This window comes from Azotobacter vinelandii CA (genome assembly GCF_000380335.1).
In the GTDB taxonomy this organism is placed as follows: Bacteria; Pseudomonadota; Gammaproteobacteria; order Pseudomonadales; family Pseudomonadaceae; genus Azotobacter; species Azotobacter vinelandii.
Genome location: NC_021149.1, coordinates 2,129,859 through 2,148,106 on the forward strand (window position 1 = coordinate 2,129,859; position 18,248 = coordinate 2,148,106).

General features: G+C 68.8%; 16 protein-coding genes. 15 read left to right on the forward strand and 1 reads right to left on the reverse strand.

Annotated elements, in window-relative coordinates; translation table 11 throughout:
• Nucleotides 1-42: 42 nt before the first annotated feature.
• The 8 genes from AVCA_RS09740 to AVCA_RS26590 all read left to right on the forward strand — a co-directional run bounded on the left by AVCA_RS09740 (nucleotide 43) and on the right by AVCA_RS26590 (nucleotide 9,917).
• Nucleotides 43-1,188 (forward strand): ABC transporter ATP-binding protein, encoded by a 1,146-nt coding sequence (locus tag AVCA_RS09740; RefSeq protein WP_236616372.1) that lies wholly within the window; start codon nucleotides 43-45, stop codon nucleotides 1,186-1,188.
• Complete coding sequence (locus AVCA_RS09745) at nucleotides 1,185-2,912, forward strand: ABC transporter permease (protein WP_012700735.1); 1,728 nt, start codon at nucleotides 1,185-1,187, stop codon at nucleotides 2,910-2,912. The genes AVCA_RS09740 and AVCA_RS09745 overlap by 4 nt, the downstream gene beginning before the upstream one ends.
• Nucleotides 2,913-2,930: 18 nt before the next feature.
• Nucleotides 2,931-4,475, forward strand: coding sequence for an FAD-dependent oxidoreductase (locus AVCA_RS09750; protein ID WP_012700736.1), 1,545 nt, complete (start codon nucleotides 2,931-2,933; stop codon nucleotides 4,473-4,475).
• Between the two features lie 19 nt (nucleotides 4,476-4,494).
• A complete protein-coding gene (locus AVCA_RS09755; RefSeq protein WP_012700737.1) occupies nucleotides 4,495-5,511 on the forward strand; it encodes a TauD/TfdA dioxygenase family protein in 1,017 nt (338 codons plus the stop codon).
• A gap of 11 nt (nucleotides 5,512-5,522) precedes the next feature.
• Nucleotides 5,523-6,875, forward strand: a complete 1,353-nt coding sequence (locus AVCA_RS09760; RefSeq protein WP_012700738.1) for an LLM class flavin-dependent oxidoreductase — start codon at nucleotides 5,523-5,525, stop codon at nucleotides 6,873-6,875.
• A gap of 19 nt (nucleotides 6,876-6,894) precedes the next feature.
• Nucleotides 6,895-7,944, forward strand: a complete 1,050-nt coding sequence (locus AVCA_RS09765) for an ABC transporter substrate-binding protein (protein WP_012700739.1) — start codon at nucleotides 6,895-6,897, stop codon at nucleotides 7,942-7,944.
• Nucleotides 7,945-8,435: 491 nt separating this feature from the next.
• A complete protein-coding gene (locus AVCA_RS26585) occupies nucleotides 8,436-9,035 on the forward strand; it encodes an AlbA family DNA-binding domain-containing protein (RefSeq protein ID WP_201765943.1) in 600 nt (199 codons plus the stop codon).
• A 24-nt stretch (nucleotides 9,036-9,059) separates the two neighbouring features.
• Entirely contained in the window at nucleotides 9,060-9,917 is an 858-nt protein-coding gene (locus tag AVCA_RS26590) for a Fic family protein (protein WP_201765944.1), read from the forward strand.
• 207 nt (nucleotides 9,918-10,124) lie between these two features.
• Here the strand turns inward: AVCA_RS26590 and AVCA_RS09775 are convergent, their stop codons facing one another.
• The gene (locus AVCA_RS09775; RefSeq protein ID WP_201765945.1) at nucleotides 10,125-11,030 is read right to left on the reverse strand and encodes a LysR substrate-binding domain-containing protein; all 906 of its coding nucleotides are present in this window, start codon (nucleotides 11,028-11,030) and stop codon (nucleotides 10,125-10,127) included.
• 250 nt (nucleotides 11,031-11,280) lie between these two features.
• On the opposite strand from AVCA_RS09775, the gene AVCA_RS09780 reads away from it, so the two are divergent.
• Genes AVCA_RS09780 through AVCA_RS09810 form a run of 7 tightly spaced genes read left to right on the forward strand, consistent with a single transcriptional unit; the run spans nucleotide 11,281 to nucleotide 18,211 of the window.
• A complete protein-coding gene (locus AVCA_RS09780; RefSeq protein ID WP_012700741.1) occupies nucleotides 11,281-12,159 on the forward strand; it encodes a transporter substrate-binding domain-containing protein in 879 nt (292 codons plus the stop codon).
• Nucleotides 12,156-13,274, forward strand: a complete 1,119-nt coding sequence (locus AVCA_RS09785) for an Ldh family oxidoreductase (RefSeq protein ID WP_012700742.1) — start codon at nucleotides 12,156-12,158, stop codon at nucleotides 13,272-13,274. The genes AVCA_RS09780 and AVCA_RS09785 overlap by 4 nt, the downstream gene beginning before the upstream one ends.
• Nucleotides 13,271-14,689, forward strand: a complete 1,419-nt coding sequence (locus AVCA_RS09790; RefSeq protein ID WP_012700743.1) for an FAD-binding oxidoreductase — start codon at nucleotides 13,271-13,273, stop codon at nucleotides 14,687-14,689. The genes AVCA_RS09785 and AVCA_RS09790 overlap by 4 nt, the downstream gene beginning before the upstream one ends.
• Entirely contained in the window at nucleotides 14,686-15,903 is a 1,218-nt protein-coding gene (locus AVCA_RS09795) for an aminotransferase class I/II-fold pyridoxal phosphate-dependent enzyme (RefSeq protein ID WP_012700744.1), read from the forward strand. Before AVCA_RS09790 ends, AVCA_RS09795 begins: the two co-directional genes overlap by 4 nt.
• The gene (locus AVCA_RS09800; RefSeq protein ID WP_012700745.1) at nucleotides 15,900-16,631 is read left to right on the forward strand and encodes an amino acid ABC transporter permease; all 732 of its coding nucleotides are present in this window, start codon (nucleotides 15,900-15,902) and stop codon (nucleotides 16,629-16,631) included. The genes AVCA_RS09795 and AVCA_RS09800 overlap by 4 nt, the downstream gene beginning before the upstream one ends.
• Nucleotides 16,621-17,415 carry an amino acid ABC transporter permease gene (locus tag AVCA_RS09805; RefSeq protein WP_012700746.1) on the forward strand — a complete coding sequence of 265 codons (795 nt, stop codon included), beginning with the start codon at nucleotides 16,621-16,623 and terminating at the stop codon, nucleotides 17,413-17,415. The genes AVCA_RS09800 and AVCA_RS09805 overlap by 11 nt, the downstream gene beginning before the upstream one ends.
• Complete coding sequence (locus AVCA_RS09810) at nucleotides 17,402-18,211, forward strand: amino acid ABC transporter ATP-binding protein (RefSeq protein ID WP_012700747.1); 810 nt, start codon at nucleotides 17,402-17,404, stop codon at nucleotides 18,209-18,211. Before AVCA_RS09805 ends, AVCA_RS09810 begins: the two co-directional genes overlap by 14 nt.
• Nucleotides 18,212-18,248: the final 37 nt, after the last annotated feature.

An 18,248-nucleotide genomic window follows, 5' to 3' on the forward strand; every position in this document is an offset into this window, starting at 1 on the left:
GCCCGACTTTTCAAGGTGGTTCTTCATTCATGGAGTCTGGTCATGACAGCAGCTCTCGAACCAGTCAATGCAACGCGCGAAAGCGCCGCTCCGTTTCTCGGCCCGTCCGTTCCGGACGAGGCTGCGGGAGTGGCGGTGCCGCGCCTGGAACTTCGCCATCTGGTCAAGACGCTGGGCGCCAGCCGGATCGTCGACGGGCTCGATCTGGCCATCGCGCCCGGTGAAGTCGTGGTGCTGCTGGGCCCCAGCGGCTGCGGCAAGACCACCACGCTGCGGATGGTGGCCGGCTTTCTCCAGCCCGACGAAGGAGAGGTGCACCTGGCCGGTCGCCTGGCGGCCAGTGCGCGCTTCGCCCTGCCGCCGGAGAAGCGCCACCTGGGGATGATGTTCCAGAACTACGCGGTCTGGCCGCACAAGACGGTGTTCCAGAACGTCGCCTATGGCCTGCAGGTGGCCGGTATCGCCCGCGACGAGATCCGCCGGCGGGTGGAGCGCATGCTGGCGATCGTCGATCTGGACGGCCATGCCGGGCGCAAGCCCGCCGACCTGAGCGGCGGCCAGCAGCAGCGGGTGGCCTTGGCCCGCGCGCTGGTCACCGAGCCCTCGCTGCTGCTGCTCGACGAGCCCCTGTCCAACCTCGACGCGGCGCTGCGCCAGTCGATGCGTGTCGAGCTGAAGGCGCTGCAGCGCCGGGTCGGGGTGAGCATGCTGTATGTCACCCACGATCAGGACGAAGCGCTGGTGCTGGCCGACCGCATCGTGGTCATGCGCGGCGGCCGCATCGAACAGATCGGCACGCCGGAGGACATCTACCGGCGGCCGCGCACGCGCTTCGTGGCCGAATTCATCGGCCGCGCCAACCTGCTGCCCGGCACGCTGGAGGCGCTGGACGGGCAGGGTAGGGCACGGGTCCGCCTGGACGCCGGGCCGGTGTTCCGCGCCCTGGGCGGGCCGGGTCTCGCCGCGGGCCAGCGCTGCCAGGTGGTGGTGCGCCCGGAACAGATCCTGTTCGCTCCCGGCGGAGCGGAGGCCCGGCTTTGCCAGACGCTATTCCTGGGCAGCCACTACGAACTGACCCTGGAGCTGGGGGAGAGCCGCCTGCAGGCGGAGGCCCGCCACCTGCCCGCGATGCAGGACGGTCGCCTGTCGGTGGCCATCGAAGACGACAGCGCCTGGGTGTTGCCATGAACGACTTCAGTCCCGTCTCCGCCCTGCGGATGGCACCGGCCCCGTCCCGTGTCCGGCTGGACTGGCTGGCACAGCCGGTCAGACTGGCGATCATCGGCGCGGCCATCGCGGCGCTCCTCGGCATCGTCGCCTATCCGCTGGCCTACCTGCTGAAGTTCAGCCTGACCGGCGCGGACGGTGCCTTCACCCTGGATACCTTCGGCACCGTGCTGCACACGCCGGGCATGTTCGCGGCGGCGGGCAACTCGCTGATCCTGGTGGCCTGGGTGGTTACGCTGAGCACCCTGGTCGGCACCGCCCTGGCCTGGCTGGTGGCGCGCACCGACGTGCCCGCCAAGGGGCTGGTCGTCGCCTGCGCCGGGATTTCCTTCGTGATCCCGACCTTCATCACGGTGGTCGCCTGGATTTTCCTCGCCGCGCCGAATTCCGGTTACCTGAACAGGTTGCTGATGGATTGGCTCGGTATCGCTTCGCCGCCGTTCGACATCATCAGCTTCGGCGGCCTGGTGCTGATCGAGACCATCCACCTGTATCCGCTGGTGTTCTTCTCGGTGCTCTCGGCGCTCAACAACGTCGACGTCAGCCACGAGCAGGCCGCCCGCATCCTGGGTGCCGGCCGTCTGCGCAGCGCCCTGACCATCAGCCTGCCGCTGGTGCTGCCGGCCATCCTGGCCAGCGCCATCCTGGTCATGCTCGACACCCTGTCCTCTTTCGGCGCGCCCTCGGTGATCGGCACCATGGCCAACTTTTCCGTGCTGACCACCAAGCTGTACGACCTGCTCGCCTTCCCGCCGCAACTGAACCTGGCCGCCGCCATCGCCGTGCCGATCGTGGTCTATACGCTGCTGTGCCTGGGCGTGCAGCGATTGCTCGTCGGTCGCGACGACTACCGCACCCTGGGCGGCAAGGTGACCCGGACCCAGCCGGTGGCGCTGGGACGCTGGCGCTGGCCGGCTTTCGCCGCCTCGCTGGCGGTGGTGTTCCTGAGCGCCGTCCTGCCGCTGGGCGGCCTGCTGGTGCTGTCGCTGATCCAGGTGCTGGGGATGCCCATCGACGCCGGCAATCTGGCGCTGAGCCATTACCGGCAACTCTTCGACGAGAGCTTCGGCACCTTCGCCGCGTTCGAGAACAGCATGCTCCTGGCGCTGGCCACCGCGACGCTCTGCGCCGGCCTGGCGGTGGTCTGCGCCTGGATCGTCGAACGCACCCGGCTGCCGGGGCGAGGCCTGGTCACGGTGCTGATCATGATCGCCTACGGCTTTCCGTCCATCGCCTTCGGCGTCGGCATCATGCTGGGCTACATCGATGCCTTCCACGGCACCCTGACCCTGCTGCTGATCGCCTATGCGGCCAAGCAGTTGCCGGTGACCTTCGTGCTGGTGCGCACCGCCCTGAAGCAGATCTCCGCCGATCTGGAAGAGGCCGCGCGCATCGCCGGCGCCGGCTGGCTGCGCACGGTCTGGGACATCACCCTGCCGCTGCTGCGGGTCTCGGTGGGCATCGGCTGGATCCTGGTGTTCTCGCTGAGTATCCGCGAGCTGTCGATGTCGGTGCTGCTGGCGCAGACCGACACCCAGGTCATGTCCACGGTGATCCTGCAGCTCATCGCCGACGGCTCCATCGAAATGGCGGCGGCCCTGTCGGTGGTCGTGGTGGCCATCTGTCTGGGCGTGATGGGTCTGGTGTGGAAGATCGCCGGGCGCGCGGCCTCTCTTCACGGCTGATTTCGAGGTAACGATTTCATGAACAAGACTCCCGCGATTCCGGGCGGATTCGACGAAACCTACGACGTCGTGGTGGTCGGCTTCGGCCTGGCCGGCGGCATCGCCGCCATCAGTGCCCACGACCAGGGCGCCAGGGTGCTGCTGCTGGAAAAGATGCCCGATCCCGGCGGCATCTCCATCTGCGCCGGCGGCGGCGTGCGCACCGTCACCGACCTGCCGCGCGGCCGCCTGTACCTGCGGGAAGCCGCCGGACCCGATGTGCCGGACGCGGTGCTGGATGCGCTCGCCGAAGGCATGGCGGGCCTGGAGGACTACCTGCGCGAGCTGGCCACCGTCGACGGCGCGCGCATCGAGCGTCGCGAGCGCGGCGGCAACTACCCGTTCCCCGGCCACGACGCCCTGGGCATCCTGGAAGTGGCGGAGATACCCGGCTTCGACGCGGCCCGGGAATATCCCCATGTGCGCGGCCGCCTGTTGGGCCCGAACCTGTTCAAGCTGGTGCACGACAACGTGCGCGCCCGCGACATCGAGGTCCGCCTGGGCTGCGCCGCCGAGCGGCTCGTCACCGATGCCGAGGGTGCGGTGATCGGCCTCTCGGCGCGCGCGGCGGGTCGTCCGCTACGCATCGCCGCGCGGCGTGGCGTGGTGCTGGCCAGCGGCGGCTTCGAGGCCGCGCCGGAAATGCAGCGCAAGTACTGGCAGATCCGCCCGGTGCTGCCCGCCGCGACCCGCGGCAACACCGGCGACGGTATCCGCATGGCGCAGGCGGTGGGTGCCGACCTGTGGCACATGTGGCACTTCCACGGCTCCTACGGGTTCCGCCACTGCGACCCGGACTATCCCTTCGCCATCCGCGTCAAGCGCCTGCCCGACTGGACGCCCCGGATCAGGGAGCCCGAAGTGCCGATGTCGTGGATCATGCTCGACCAGAGCGGGCGCCGCTTCATGAACGAGTACCACCCCTACCTGCAGGACACCGGGCACCGACCCCTGGACCAGTTCGATCCGGTCACCCAGGGTTTCCCGAAAATCCCCGCCTTCCTCGTCGTCGACGAGGAGGGCCGCAAGCTCTACCCCCTGGGCCAGGCGGTGCTGAACGACCGCGACGTCCAGCCCTACGCCTGGAGCGCGGACAACCTGCGCGAGGTGGAGAACGGCATCCTGCGGAAGGCCGACTCGATCGAGGAACTGGCCGGGCTGCTGGGCGCCGATCCCGCCGTCCTGGCGGCCAGCCTGGAGCGCTGGAACCGCCAGTGCGAACGCGGGCTGGACGACGACCACGGCCGGCCGCCGGCGAGCATGACGCCGGTGCGCAGCGCGCCGTTCTACGTCGGCAAGCTCTGGCCGCTGGTCAACAACACCCAGGGCGGTCCGGTCCACGACGCCCGGCAGCGCATCCTCGACAGCTTCGGGGAACCCATCGCGCGCCTCTATGCCGCCGGCGAGCTGGGCAGCATCTGGGGCTTTCTCTATCTGGGCGCCGGCAATCTGGCCGAGTGCTTCGTCAGCGGCCGGATCGCCGGCGCCCACGCCGCTTGCCTGCCGTCCTGGCAGGACTCATGAGAGGAGACACCCACACACCATGAAAGGACTGCAAACGATTGCCGATCTGTCCTGGCCGCGCCGCGCCGACACAGCGGAGCCCAACAGCCTCGCACGGCTGTCGGTGACGCCCACCGGCAAGGCCCTCGGCGCGGTGGTGACCGGCGTGGACCTGGCGCAGCCGCTGTCCGCCGACATCGCCGACGCCTTGCGACGCGCCTGGCGGGAACACCTGGTCCTGCTGTTTCCGGGCCAGTTCCTGGAGCCGGAAACGCTGCTGCGCGCCGCCTCCACCTTCGGCCAGCCGCAGGAAGGCGCTAACCGCCTCTATATCCGGGCGGCCGGCATCGCCCAGGAAGAGCGGTTCCCGGCCCTGCTGCCGATCACCAACCTGGGCCCGGACGGCACGCCGGTGCGCGAGAACGACGGCCTCGGCAGCCTGGAGGTGGTCTGGCACTCGGACAACTCCTACATCGAAGCGCCGCCGATCGGCTGCCTGCTGTATGCGCTGGAGGCACCGGCGGACAGCGGTTTCACTTCGTTCGCCAACCAGTTCCTGGCCTACGAGCGCCTGTCCGAGACGCTCAAACGCGACATCGAGGGGCGCTGGGCCAAGCACGACGCCAGCCGCAACAGCGCCGGCATGCTGCGCCCCGGCCTGCGCACGCCGAGCCGCCCGGAAGAGGTGCCGGGGCCCTTCCATCCGCTGGTCATCCGCCAGCCCGGGAGCGCTCGGCGCGCCCTGTTCCTGGGGCGGCGGCGGATCTTCCCCTCGCAATACATCGAAGGGCTGCCCGGCGTCGAGAGCGAGGCGTTGCTGGACGCCCTGTGGGCGGCCGCGACCCATCCGGATATCACCTGGACGCACCGCTGGACACCCGGCGACGTACTGCTCTGGGACAACTGCCATACCTTGCACCACCGCACCCCGGTCGACGCGACGCGCCGGCGGGTCATGGTGCGTACCCAGTTCCAGGGACAGACGCCGCGGGCGGACGGCCAGCGGCGCCATTTCACCGCAAGCGAACCGAATCACCCGCAGGAGCTGTCGGCATGACCGCACGTACCATGGCGCTGGGCGCCTTTCTCTATCCCACCGGACACCATGCGGCCGCCTGGCGCCATCCCCAGGCACAGGCGGACGCCGGCATCAATTTCGAGCACTACGTCGGCCTGGCGCAGACCGCCGAGCGGGCCGGCTTCGACCTGCTGTTCCTCGCCGACAGCGCCGCCGCGCGCGGCAAGGACTGGGTCGCCCTGTCGCGTTTCGCCACCCATTACGTGGCGCAGTTCGAACCCCTGACGCTGATCTCGGCGCTCGCCGCGGTGACCCGGCGGATCGGCCTGGTGGCCACCGCCTCGACCACCTACAACGATCCCTACAGCCTGGCGCGCAAGCTCGCCTCCATCGACCACATCAGCCACGGTCGGGTGGGCTGGAACCTGGTCACCTCGGGCAACGAGGAGGAAGCCTTCAACTTCGGCGCCACGGCCTATCCGCCGCATGCCGAGCGTTACCGCCGGGCCCGCGAGTTCGCCCAGGTGCTCAAGGGCCTGTGGGACAGTTGGGACGACGATGCCTTCCCGCGCGACAAGGCCAGCGGTCTGTTCCTGGACGTCGACAAGATGCATGTGCTCGGTCACCAGGGCGAGCATTTCAGCGTGCGCGGCCCGCTGAACATCCCGCGTTCGCCCCAGGGCTGGCCGGTGCTGGTGCAGGCCGGTTCGTCCGAGGCCGGCAAGGAGCTGGCCGCGGAAACCGCCGAGGTGGTGTTCACCGCCCAGCGCACGCTGGCCGACGCGCAGGCTTTCTATGCGGACGTGAAAGGACGCATGGCGCGTTACGGGCGCCAGCCCTCGGCGCTGAAGATCATGCCGGGGATCTTCCCGGTGGTGGCCGCCACGGAGGCCGAGGCCCAGGCCAAGTTCGAGGCGCTACAGGACTTGATCCATCCCTCGGTGGCGCTGGCCATCCTCGAACACCGCCTGGGCGTGCCGCTGGCGCACCTGCCCCAGGACGGGCCGCTGCCGGAAATCGCCGAGGTCGAATCGACCCGCAGTCGCCGCGCCTTGCTGCTGGAGGTGGCCAGGCGCGAGGGCCTGAGCATTCGCCAACTGGCGCTGCGGGTGGCCGGCGCGCGCGGCCACTGGCAGGTGGTCGGCTCCGGCGAACAGGTCGCCGATGCCATGCAGGAACTGTTCGAGAACGGCGGCGCCGACGGCTTCAATGTCATGTCCCCTTATTTGCCGGGAGGCCTGGACGATTTCGTCGAGCATGTCCTGCCGGTATTGCGCGAGCGCGGCCTGCTGCGCGGCGAATACCAGGGCACGACCCTGCGCGAGCATCTCGGCCTGCAACGTCCGCCGTCGCCGCACCTGCGCGCGACCGCCGGCCTTTCCAGCCACGAATTGACTGCCTGACCGGCAAGGAGCGATTCCCATGTCTCTGTTCCGTTCCTTCGCACTGCTCGGTGCGTTGCTGGCCGCCGCCTTGCCGGCGGCGCAGGCCGAACCCCTGAAGCAGCGTTTCGCCGAGCTGCACGCCGCCGCACAGAAGGAAGGCCAGGTGGTCTTCTACAACGCTTACCGCAAGGAAACCAACCAGGCGCTGGTGGAGTTCTGGCGCCGCGAGTTTCCCGACGTCGCACTGAAGATCGTGCAGAAGCAGTCCCTCGACCTGATTCCGACCATCGAGGCGGAAAGGGCCGCCGGCAGGACCCTGGGCGACCTGGTGCTGATCAACGAGCGTTTCATCGCCGACGACTGGGCGCGTCGCGGTTATCTGGAGCCCTACAAGGTCCGCGATTTCGAGCGTATCGACGCCCGGTACAGGGACCCTGACGGCAACTATTACATTCCCGCCGTCTACCTGCTCACCGCCGCCTACAACACCCAGGCGTTCCCGGACAAGTCGGTGTTGCCGAAGAACCTCAAGGCGTTCACCGACGCGCAGTGGAAGGACAAGCTGCTGTTCGGCGACCCCGCGGTGGCGGCCTCGAACCAGACCTTTTTCCTCGCCTTGCTGAAGAACGAGGCGGTGACCTGGGACACCCTGGCGGCGCTGGCCCGGCAGAACCTGCTGTTCACCCGCGGCAACGCCGACTCGGCGCGGCTGATCGCCACCGGCGAACGTGTCCTGTCGCCCATGGTGTCGTCGCAGAACGTGGTCTCGGCGCGGGAAAAGGGCCAGCCCATCGACTTCTACGTGCTGGAGGAGGGCGCGATCCTGGTCGAGCAGGAGGTCGGCCTGCTCAAGGGCGGTCCTAACCCGAACGCCGCCAGGCTGCTGCTGGAGGTGCTGACCAGCGCCGAAGGCCAGGCGCTGGTGGCGCAGGCCGGCGCCTACTGGCCGACCCACCCGGACGCCGAGGCGCCGGGGCACCTGCCGAAACTGGCCAGCCTGCACCCCATCAGTACGGACGTGCGCATCGGCGGGCCGGAGTCCAAGGAGTTCCTCACCAGGTTCGCCGAGGTTTTCCAGCGCAATTGAAGCAAGCGCAGGCCACGACGTAATCGCGAAGGCCGGTCTTCCCCATGGGAAGACCGGCCTTCGTGTTTGCTGGCGCCGGGCGAGCGCCGCCAGGAGGCATCAGCTTGCCGGATGTAAGGACGGGACTACGGTTTTCCCTCGCGTGCCGCCCCGAACCGGCCCGTCCGAAAAGTATTACCATCGGACCACTTCGATGGACGGTAACGGCAAGGCGCTCGATGACCCTCGACCAGAATCCCGAACAACTCGCCCGCGACAAGATCGACGCACAGCTCGCTGCCGCGGGCCGACCAGCGTGCTGCTAGAGCACACCCGTGCCGGGTGGGCCGTACAACCCAAGCCCCATGGACGCAAAGCGGGGGCATCTGCGTGAACGAAGGGCGTAGGGTGGGTAACCGCGCAGCGTTACCCACCATGGCAATTGCACATACGGGCCGGCCGGTGGAAAACGCTGCGCGGTTTTCCACCCTACGGTTTGGGAGCCGCAGGCGATGAGCCCGGAACATCTGGTCGAACTGTTGCGTGGCGGCGAAGGGCTGACCGTCGAGTTCAAGCGCGCCCGCGAGGCGCTCAACCGCGATATCTACGAGACCATCTGCGCCTTCCTCAACCAGCGCGGCGGCACCCTGGTGCTGGGGGCGGCGGATGACGGCCGGGTGACCGGCATCGCCCCCGAGGCGCTGGCGCAGATGCGCAAGGATCTGGCCAATACCCTGCACAACTCGCAGAAGATCAACCCGCCGATGCCGCTGGTGCCCGAGCAGGTCGAGCTGGACGGACAGACGCTGCTGGTGCTGAGCGTGCCGGAAAGCTCCCAGGTGCATAGCTGCAACGGGCGCATCTTCAGCCGCAACGAGGATGGCGATTTCGACATCAGCGGCCACGGCCAACTGCTGGCCGAGCTGTACCTGCGCAAGCAGGTCGGCTACAGCGAGAACCGCATCTTTCCGTATATCCGCCTGGACGATCTGCGCGGCGACCTGATCGAGCGGGTGCGCCACAACGTGCGCCTGCAACGCAGCGGCCATCCCTGGGCCGAACTGGACGATCTGGAACTGTTGAAAAGCGCCCGCCTGTACCAGCGCGATTAGCAGACCGGCAACGAAGGCATTTCCATGGCCGGCGCTCTGCTCTTCGGCCGCGACGAGGTGGTGCTGGGCGTGGTTCCGCACCATCGCACCGACGCCATCCTGCGCGTGCATGACCTCGACCGCTACGACGACCGCGACGATATCCGCACCAACCTGCTGGAAAGCTACGACCGGCTGATGGCCTTCGTGAACAAGCACATTGCCGACCCCTTCTACCTGGAGGGCAACCGGCGAGTCAGCCTGCGCGAGCGCATCTTCCGTGAGGTGGTGGCAAACCTGCTGATCCACCGCGAATATCTCAACCCCTTTCATCTCAACCCCTTTCCGGCCAAGCTGATTATCCAGTACGACCGGGTGAGCACCGAGAACAGCAACAACCCCCATGGTCTGGGACTGCTGCGCCCCGACGACTTCGACCCTTCGCCGAAGAACCCGGCCATCGCCCGCGTGTTTCGCGAGATGCAATGGGCCGAGGAGCTGGGTTCCGGCGTGCGCAACCTGTTCAAGTACGCCCGCGCCTTCGGTGGGCAAGACCCGATCCTGCGCGAGGAGTCGATCTTCCGGGTGACGGTGATGCTGCCGCCAGTCAGATTGACCGTCGAATCACCACGGCCAGAGTGGGGGGCAGAGTCGCAGGCAGAGTCAGGGGCAGAGTCGCAGGAGCAGCGCCTACTGGCTGCGCTTGGCGGCGGCGCGCTGGGCAAGGCCGAACTGGCCAGCCGGCTCGGTCTGCCGGCGGTGAGCGGCGCATTGAATCGCCGTGTGCGCCGTCTGCTCGATGCTGGCCTGATCGAATACACCCTGCCCGACAAGCCCAACAGCCGCTTGCAACGATACCGCCTGACCGATGCCGGTCGAGCGCACCTGAATCCGCAGGACTGAACCCTTCGCCTCCAGACTCCGGAGCTTCCGGACCACCCTGCGCGACGACGGCGTGGGCTACGGCGATTATCTGGAGCAACTGGCCTACCCGATCTTCCTGAAGATGGCCGACGAATATGCCAGGCCGCGCCACAAGCACGACATCGGTACTCCCAAGGGCCGATTTCGGATCGAGCCGACGCGTCTCCGGGGACCGCGCCAGCCTCGTCACGCTCCCTTGTCCGCCCCCACCCGTTCCCGCCGCCCGTTCCGATAGGCAGCCTCGTGATGGCTGCGGATGAGGTCGTAGGCCTTGCGCACCATGGGGTTGTGGGTGTTCGGGCGAATCCACAGGTGGTAGGTGACGTCCGGCAGGCGCGGCAGGCCTTCCTTCTCGCCCAGCACGCGCATGTCCGGGCCGAGCAGTTCCATGCTGCGCGCGGTGATGCCCAGGCCGGCGCGGATGGCGGCCTTGACGCCGATCAGGTTCGAGGCCTGGTAGGCCTGGCGCCAGGGTATGCGGTGCTGTTCGAGCGCTTCGAGGGCGTAGCGGTGGTAGATGCTCGACTCGTCGATGAGGATCAGCGGCAGGGGCGCGTGGGGCATGTGCAGGTACTGCGCGGAGCAGATCCACCAGACCGGCGAGGTGCGCAGGGGGAAGCCTTCCAGGTTCGGGTCCTCGCGGGTGGAAATGATCATGTCGACCCGGCCGCGGTGCAGGTCTTCCATCAGGAAGGGGCTGCGGCCCACGTCGATCTCCAGGCGCAGGCGCGGTGCGGCGCGGGCGATGTGGCTGAGGATCGGCGGCAGTATGGTGTCGGCGACATCGTGCGGCGAGCCGATGCGCAGCACGCCGCTGAGGCCCTCTTCGCGCAGGGAGTTCAGCGCGTCGTCGTTGAGCGCGAGCATTTCCCTGGCGCGGCGCAGCAGTTGCCGGCCTGCGTCGGTGAGCTGTTTCTGGCGGCCCTGTTTCTGGAACAGGGCGACGCCGACCGATTGTTCGAGACGCTGCATCTGCTGGGTGACGGACGATTGCGTCCGCGCCAGCCGCTGCCCGGCTTCGGCGAAGCTCTGGCTGTCCGCCACGGCGATGAAGGTTCTCAGCAGTTCCAGGTCCAGGGTCGGGGAGGGCATGGGCGCTTTCCGTTCGGCATTCATCATGGCCTTCACATAAAACATCATGGTTATTTATGTGTTTTACCGGGCATTGTGAGGGTGTTTTTCAAAAATTCCAATGAATACAATCAGTTGATTTTTATTTAAGTGAATAAGAATTTAGCCAGCTATAACCATAGTATTTAATAGAATTTCACCGCCTTAACTGTTGTTTCTAGCATCCCTCCGATTCGTTCGACCCGCACCGATCTGGCGAGAGGGAAATTCCATGTTCTTCAGGCACGCTCAACCATCCTCCGGCCGTCCCGCGCTCAAGGCGCTGGCCGCTTTGTTCGGCGCGACGCTGCTGGCCGTCGCCGGCAGCGCGGCGCACGCCGACGCGACGCTGGAGAAGATCCGCGAGCGCAACAGAATCAGCGTCGGGGTGATCCTCAGCGGGCCGCCGTTCGGCACCATCGACCCGGTCACCCGCGAGCACCTCGGCTACAACGTCGAGCTGGCCAAGGGCATCGCCAAGACGCTCGGCGTCGGGCTGGAAACCGTCTCGGTGCTGGCGCCGAACCGCGTGCAGTTCCTGCAGCAGGGCAAGGTCGACATCCTGATCGCCAACATGCAGTTGACCGAGGAGCGCACGCAGATCCTCGACTACGTGCCGACCCCCTATGAAGAAGTCGGCGGCGGCGCGCTGATCCGCAAGGGTAGCGGCATCGCGAACTGGGAAGACCTCAAGGGCAAGCCGGTGTGCGTGTCCCAGGGCAGCAACTTCATCAAGCCGCTGGTGGAAACCTACGGCGCCGAGATCAAGGCGTTCCGCAGCCAGTCGGAATCGCTGCTCTCGCTGCGCGGCAACGGCTGCGTCGCCGCCGTGCACGTCGGCCCGACCATGCGCACTCTGCTCAAGGAACCGGAGTGGGCCGACTACGAGCTTCCGCTGCCGAACGACCTGATCCCGTCGCCTTCGGTGATCTGGGTGCGCAAGGGCGAGAAGGACATCCAGGCCCGGCTCGATGCCATCGTCCGCGACTGGCACCGCAGCGGCTGGCTGCTCGAGGTCGGCGAGCGCAACGGCCTGCAGCCGTCGCAGGCGCTGCGCGACCTGCACGAGAAATACCGCGACGCGGCCCCCCTGGCGGACAGCCGGCAATGAGCGGGCAGGCGATGGCGAAGGTCGGCGCCGACGCCCTGCGCGAGCTGACCGCGGCGGTTCTCGCCGCCTGGGGCATGCCGGCCGTCGCCGCCGAAGAAACCGCGGCGCTGATCGTCGAAACGGATCTGGCCGGGATCGACTCGCATGGCGTGTCGATGCTGCCGTTCTACGAAACCCTGCGCGAAGCCGGCGGCTGGGTGCCGGACGCCGAGCCGCGCGTGGTGCGCGAGTCGCCGTGCACGGCGCTGCTCGACGGCGGCCACGGGCTCGGCCATCGCACCGCCATGCAGGCCATGCGCCTGGCGGCCGACAAGGCGCAAGGAGTCGGACTGGGCGCCGTGGCGGTGCGCAATTCCAACCACTTCGGCGCGGCCGGCCTGTATGCCCGCGCGGCGGCCGAGCGCGGACTGATCGGGCTGGTCGCCAGCACCACGCGCAGCCCCATGCTGGTGCCGACCCGCGCCCGCGTGCCGGTGCTGGGCACCAACCCCATCGCCTTCGCCGCGCCGGCGCGGCGCAACCGTCCGTTCGTGCTGGATATGGCCACCACCACGGTGGCGGCGAACAAGGTCAAGGTGTACGACCTGCAGGGCAAGGACATCCCGCCCGGCTGGGTGGTCGATGAGGCGGGCCGGCCGGTGACCGCCGGCGAACGCGCCATGGAGTACCTGTTCCGGCGGCCCGAGGGTGGCCTGACCGCCCTGGGCGGCGTCGCCGAGCTGGGCAGCCACAAGGGCTACGGCCTGGGCATGCTGGCGCAGATTCTCGCCGGCCCCCTGTGCGGCGCCGCTTTCGGAGCCCGGCGCGAAGCGGACGAGAAACCGAACATCGGCCACTTCTTCCTGGCCCTCGATCCGCGCGCCTTCCGCGACGCGGACGAGTTCGAGGACGAACTGGACGCCATCGTCGACGCCCTGCACGCCACGCCGGCCGCCGATCCGGCCCTGCCGGTGCTGGTGGCCGGCGATCCCGAGGCGCAGACCCGCGAGACGCGGCTGCGCGAGGGCATTCCGCTGCCGGACCGGCTGCAGGCGCAGTTGCGCGAGATCTGCCGGCGCAGCGGCGTGGCCTATCGGCTCGAAGGCGTCGCGCCGTCGCCGGAGGTCGCCCGATGACGCTGTTCGATGACTTGCAACGGCTCCTGGGCGTCGACCAGGTGCAGGATTCCGCGCAGGCCGAGGCCTTCCTGCGCGACCGGCACGGCCGTTTCGTCGGCCGGGTCGCGGCGGCGGTGCATCCGCGCGACACCGCCGAGGTCGCCGCCGTGGTGCGCCTGTGCGGACGGCACGCGGCGCCCATCGTAGTGCAGGGCGGCAATACCGGCCTGATGGGCGCGGCGACGCCCGACGCCAGCGGGCGGGCCGTGCTGCTGCTGCTCGACCGGCTGAACCGCGTGCGGCAGATCGATACCGACAACGACACCCTGACCGTCGAGGCCGGCTGCATCCTCCAGCAGGTCCAGGAGGCGGCCCGCGCCGCTGGCCGGCTGTTCCCGCTCAGCCTGGGCGCCGAGGGCAGTTGCACCCTGGGCGGCAACCTGGGCACCAACGCCGGCGGCGTCGCGGTGCTGCGCTACGGCAACGCCCGCGAACTGACCCTGGGACTGGAAGTGGTCACCGCCGACGGGCAGGTCTGGGACGGTCTGCGCGGCCTGCGCAAGGACAACACCGGCTACGACCTGCGCGACCTGTTCATCGGCAGCGAGGGCACCCTGGGCATCATCACCGCTGCCACGCTCAAGCTGTTCCCCCTGCCGGCGGGGCAGTGCACGGCCTTTCTCGCCTTCGCCTCGCTGGCCCGGGCGGTGGCCTTCCTGTCCCACGCCCGGCGGGGCTTCGGCGCCGGGCTGACGGCCTTCGAACTGCTCTCGGTGGATTGCCTGCGCCTGCTGCGCGAGCAATTTCCCGCCAGTCCCTTGCCCTTCCCGGATCTGGAGCAGCCCTGGTACGCCCTGCTGGAACTCTCCGACCACCAGGACGAGGCCCATGCCCGCGCGCTGTTCGAGCAGGTGCTCGGCGATGCGCTGGAAAACGACCTGCTGGTCGATGCGCGGATCGCCGCGAGCCTGGCGCAGGGCGAGGCGCTGTGGCGCCTGCGGGAAACCATGAGCGACGCCCAGAAGCGCGCTGGGCAGAACATGAAGCACGACATCTCGGTGCCGGTTTCGCGGATCGTCGAGTTCGTCGAAAGCACTGACGCGCTGTTGCAGCGACATTTCCCGGGGGTACGCAACTACACCTTCGGTCATCTCGGCGACGGCAACCTGCATTACAACGTGGCCCATGCGCCCGGCCGCAGCGTGGCCGAGCACATGGCCGACTACGCGGCGCTGAGCCGGCTGGTGCACGACAGCGCGCATGCCCATGGCGGTTCGATCAGCGCCGAGCACGGCATCGGCCAGCGCAAGCGCGACCTGCTGGCCCGCTACAAGAGCCCGGTCGAGCTGGAGCTGATGCGCCGCATCAAGCAGGCGCTGGACCCGCGCGGGCTGCTCAATCCCGGAAAGGTTCTGCCGGAGGCCTCTGCATGACCATCTCCCTGTCCCGGCGCGTGCGCCGCGTATCGCTGTCGGCCAACGCCGCCGCCAAACTGAAGACCACCACGCTGCGCGAAGCCGGTCGCGACATCCTCGACCTGACCACCGGCGAGCCGGATTTCGATACCCCCGAGCACATCAAGCGGGCGGCCTGCGCGGCGATCGCCGCCGGCGCCACCAAGTACACGCCGACCGCCGGCGTGCGCGCGCTGCGCGAGGCGGTGCGGCGCAAGCTGGCCGCCGAGAACCGCCTGGACTACCCGCTGGCCGGCATCGTGGTCGCCAACGGCGCCAAGCAGATCGTCTTCAACGCCTTCGCCGCGACCCTGGACGAGGGCGACGAGGTGCTGGTGCCGGTTCCCTACTGGCCGTCGTTCCCGGACATAGTGCGTTTCAACGACGGCACTCCGGTGTTCCTCGAATGCCCGCTGGAGCAGGGCTACAAGCTGACCCCGGAGCAGTTGGAGGCACACATCGGCCCGCGCACCCGCTGGCTGATCCTCAACAGCCCCGGCAACCCGAGCGGCGCGCTCTACGACGAGGCGGAACTGGCGGCCCTGGCCGCCGTGCTGCGCCGCCATCCGCAGGTGCTGATCCTGCTCGACGAGCTGTACGAGCACATCCGTTTCGACGGGCGTCCGCCGCTGGGGCTGCTGAACGTCGCGCCGGACCTGCAGGCGCGCAGCCTGCTGGTCGGCGGGGTGTCCAAGACCTACGCCATGACCGGCTGGCGGGTCGGCTTCGGCGCCGCGCCGGAAGCCCTGGCCACGGCGATGACCGTGGTGCAGTCGCAGGCCGCCTCCGGCGCCTCCTCGGTCGGCCAGGCCGCCGCGCTGGCCGCCTTCGCGGGCGGTCTGGAATTCCTGCCGGCCCAGGTGGCCGCCTACCGCGAGCGGCGCGACCTGCTGGTCGAGGCACTGGCGGCGGTGGACGGGCTGGAGGTGCTGGCGCCGCAGGGCGGCTTCTTCGTCTTCGTGCGTTGCGTCGGTCTGCTCGGCCGCCGGCGCCCGGACGGCCGGCGCCTGGACGGCGAGGCGGACGTGCTGGACTACCTGCTGGAATCCGGCGTGTCCGGGGTCGCCGGCAGCGCCTACGGGCTGTCGCCGTATTTCCGCCTGTCCATCGCCACCGCGACGGACAGCGTCGTCGAGGCCGGCCGGCGCATCGCCCTGGCCTGCGCGGCGCTGCGCGAGGAGCTGCCGGCATGAGCTGGCTCGACGCCTTCGTGCAGTGGACGGGTTGGCTGGGGCTCGATTACCGCTTTCTGCTCGATGCCTACGAGCGCGGCTCCTTCGTCGCCGGCGCCTGGGTCACCCTGCAGTTGTGCCTGTGCACCATGGCCGGCAGCCTGGCGGTCGGCGTGGCGCTGGCCGCCGCGCTGGTGTCCGGGCGTCCCTGGCTGGCCGGGCCGACCCGGCTGTTCGTCGAGGTCACCCGCAACACGCCGACCCTGGTACAGCTCTATTGCGCCTTCCTGGTGCTCAACATGCTGATCAGCGAGGTCATCGGCGGCGCCAATCCGTTCACGCCCTTCGCCTGGGTGGTGATCGTCATTTCCCTGCACAAGGGCGTGTTCCACGCCGAAGCCCTGCGCGCCGGCATCGAGGCGGTGCCGCAGGTGACCCTGGAAGCCGCGACCTCGCTGGGTTTCAGCCGCCGCCAGCGGCTCTGGCGGGTCGAACTGCCGCTGGCGGTGCGCTTCGCCCTGCCGTCGCTGGTCAATAACCTGATCGAACTGGTGAAGATGACCGCCCTGGCCTCGGCCATCGCGGTGGGCGATATCACCTACGCCTCGATCCTGATCTGGACCCAGCGCGACAACGTGCTGGAGCTGATGATCCTGATCCTGCTGTTCTTCGGCCTGCTGAGCTTCGTCGTCAACTGCCTGGGCCGTGGCCTGGAAGCGCGCCTGAGGATGCCCGGCTATGGCCACTGAACTGTCGCTGGGCAGCCGCGCCGCGCCCGACCGGCTGCGCCGGCATGCCGGCAAAATCCTCGCGCTGGCCGCGCTATTGGTCTGGCTGGCCGCCGGGGCGCCGCCGCGAGAGGTCTTCGCGCCGCTCTGGGAATGGTCGCCGGCGCTGCTCAAGGGCTTCGCGCTGAACATTCTCATCAGCCTGCTGGCCATCGGCCTGGGCACCCTGCTGGGGCTCGCGATCGGCGCGCTCAACCTGTCGCCTTTGCGGCTGCTGCGCCTGCCCGGCTGGCTCTGGGTGCAGGCGTTTCGCAACGCGCCTTTGCTGGTGCTGATCTACTTCACCACCTACGTGTTCCCCTTCGAGATCCGCGTCGCCGGCCATTACCTGCCGTTTCCCGACTGGCTCAAGGTCACCCTCGGCCTGGCCCTGCCGGCCAGCGCCAACGTCGCCGAGGTGTTTCGCGGCGCGGTCGCCTCGATCCCCGCCACCCAGTGGGAGGCCGCCCGCTCGCTGGGCTTCGGCCGCGGGCAGATTCTGCGCGCGATCATCCTGCCGCAGTGCTGCAAGCGCATGCTGCCGCCGTGGATGAACCTCTACGCGGTCATCACCATGGGCACCGCGCTGGCGTCCTTGGTCGGCGTGCACGACCTGATCGACACCGCGCAGATCGCCACCAACACGGTGAACCGGGTCGGTTTCACGGTGCTGATCTACGCCAGCGTGCTGGGCCTGTTCTTCGCCTACTGCTACCCGATTTCCCGATTCACCCGGTACCTGGAGCGCCGCCATGCCTTCCAATGACTCTTGCGCGCCGCTGATCGCGCTGCGCGACCTGCACCTGAGCTTCGCCGACACCCGCGTGCTGCGCGGCATCGACCTGGACGTGCAGCGCGGACAGGCGGTGTCGATCATCGGCCCGTCCGGCTCCGGCAAGTCCACTCTGCTGCGCTGTATCACCGGGCTGCTGCGCCCGCAGCGCGGGCAGATCCGCGTGGGCGACACGGCGGTGCACGAACTGCGCAGCGACGCCGAGTTCATCGCCCTGCGCAAGCGGGTCGGTTTCGTGTTCCAGCAGTACAACCTGTTCCCGCACCTGTCGGTGCTGGAAAACCTGACCATCGCCCCCTGCAAGGTGCTGGGCCGCGAGCGCCGCGAGGCGCAGGACGAGGCCCGCCGCCTGCTCGGCAAGGTGCGTCTGGAGCACAAGGAGCACGCCTATCCCGGCGAGCTGTCCGGCGGCCAGCAGCAGCGCGTGGCCATCGCCAGGGCGCTGGCCATGCGCCCGGAACTGATCCTGTTCGACGAAGTGACCTCGGCGCTCGACCCGGAGACGGTCGGCGAGGTGCTGCGAACGATCCGCGAACTGATCGAGGAGGGCATGACCTGCGTGCTGGTCACCCACGAGATGCGTTTCGCCGAAGAGATCAGCGATGCGGTGTATTTCACCGAGCACGGCGTGATCGTCGAGCACGGCAGCCCCCGGCAACTGTTCAACGAGCCGCGCAGCCCGCGCACCCGCGCCTTTCTCCAGCACGCGCTGGGACGCGGCGAGCGGGAGCGCCGGCCGCTCGTCCCGGCCGGCGCGGCGGCGCGCTGAGCGAGCGCTTCGAGGATTTCCCCCGACGGCCCGCGCG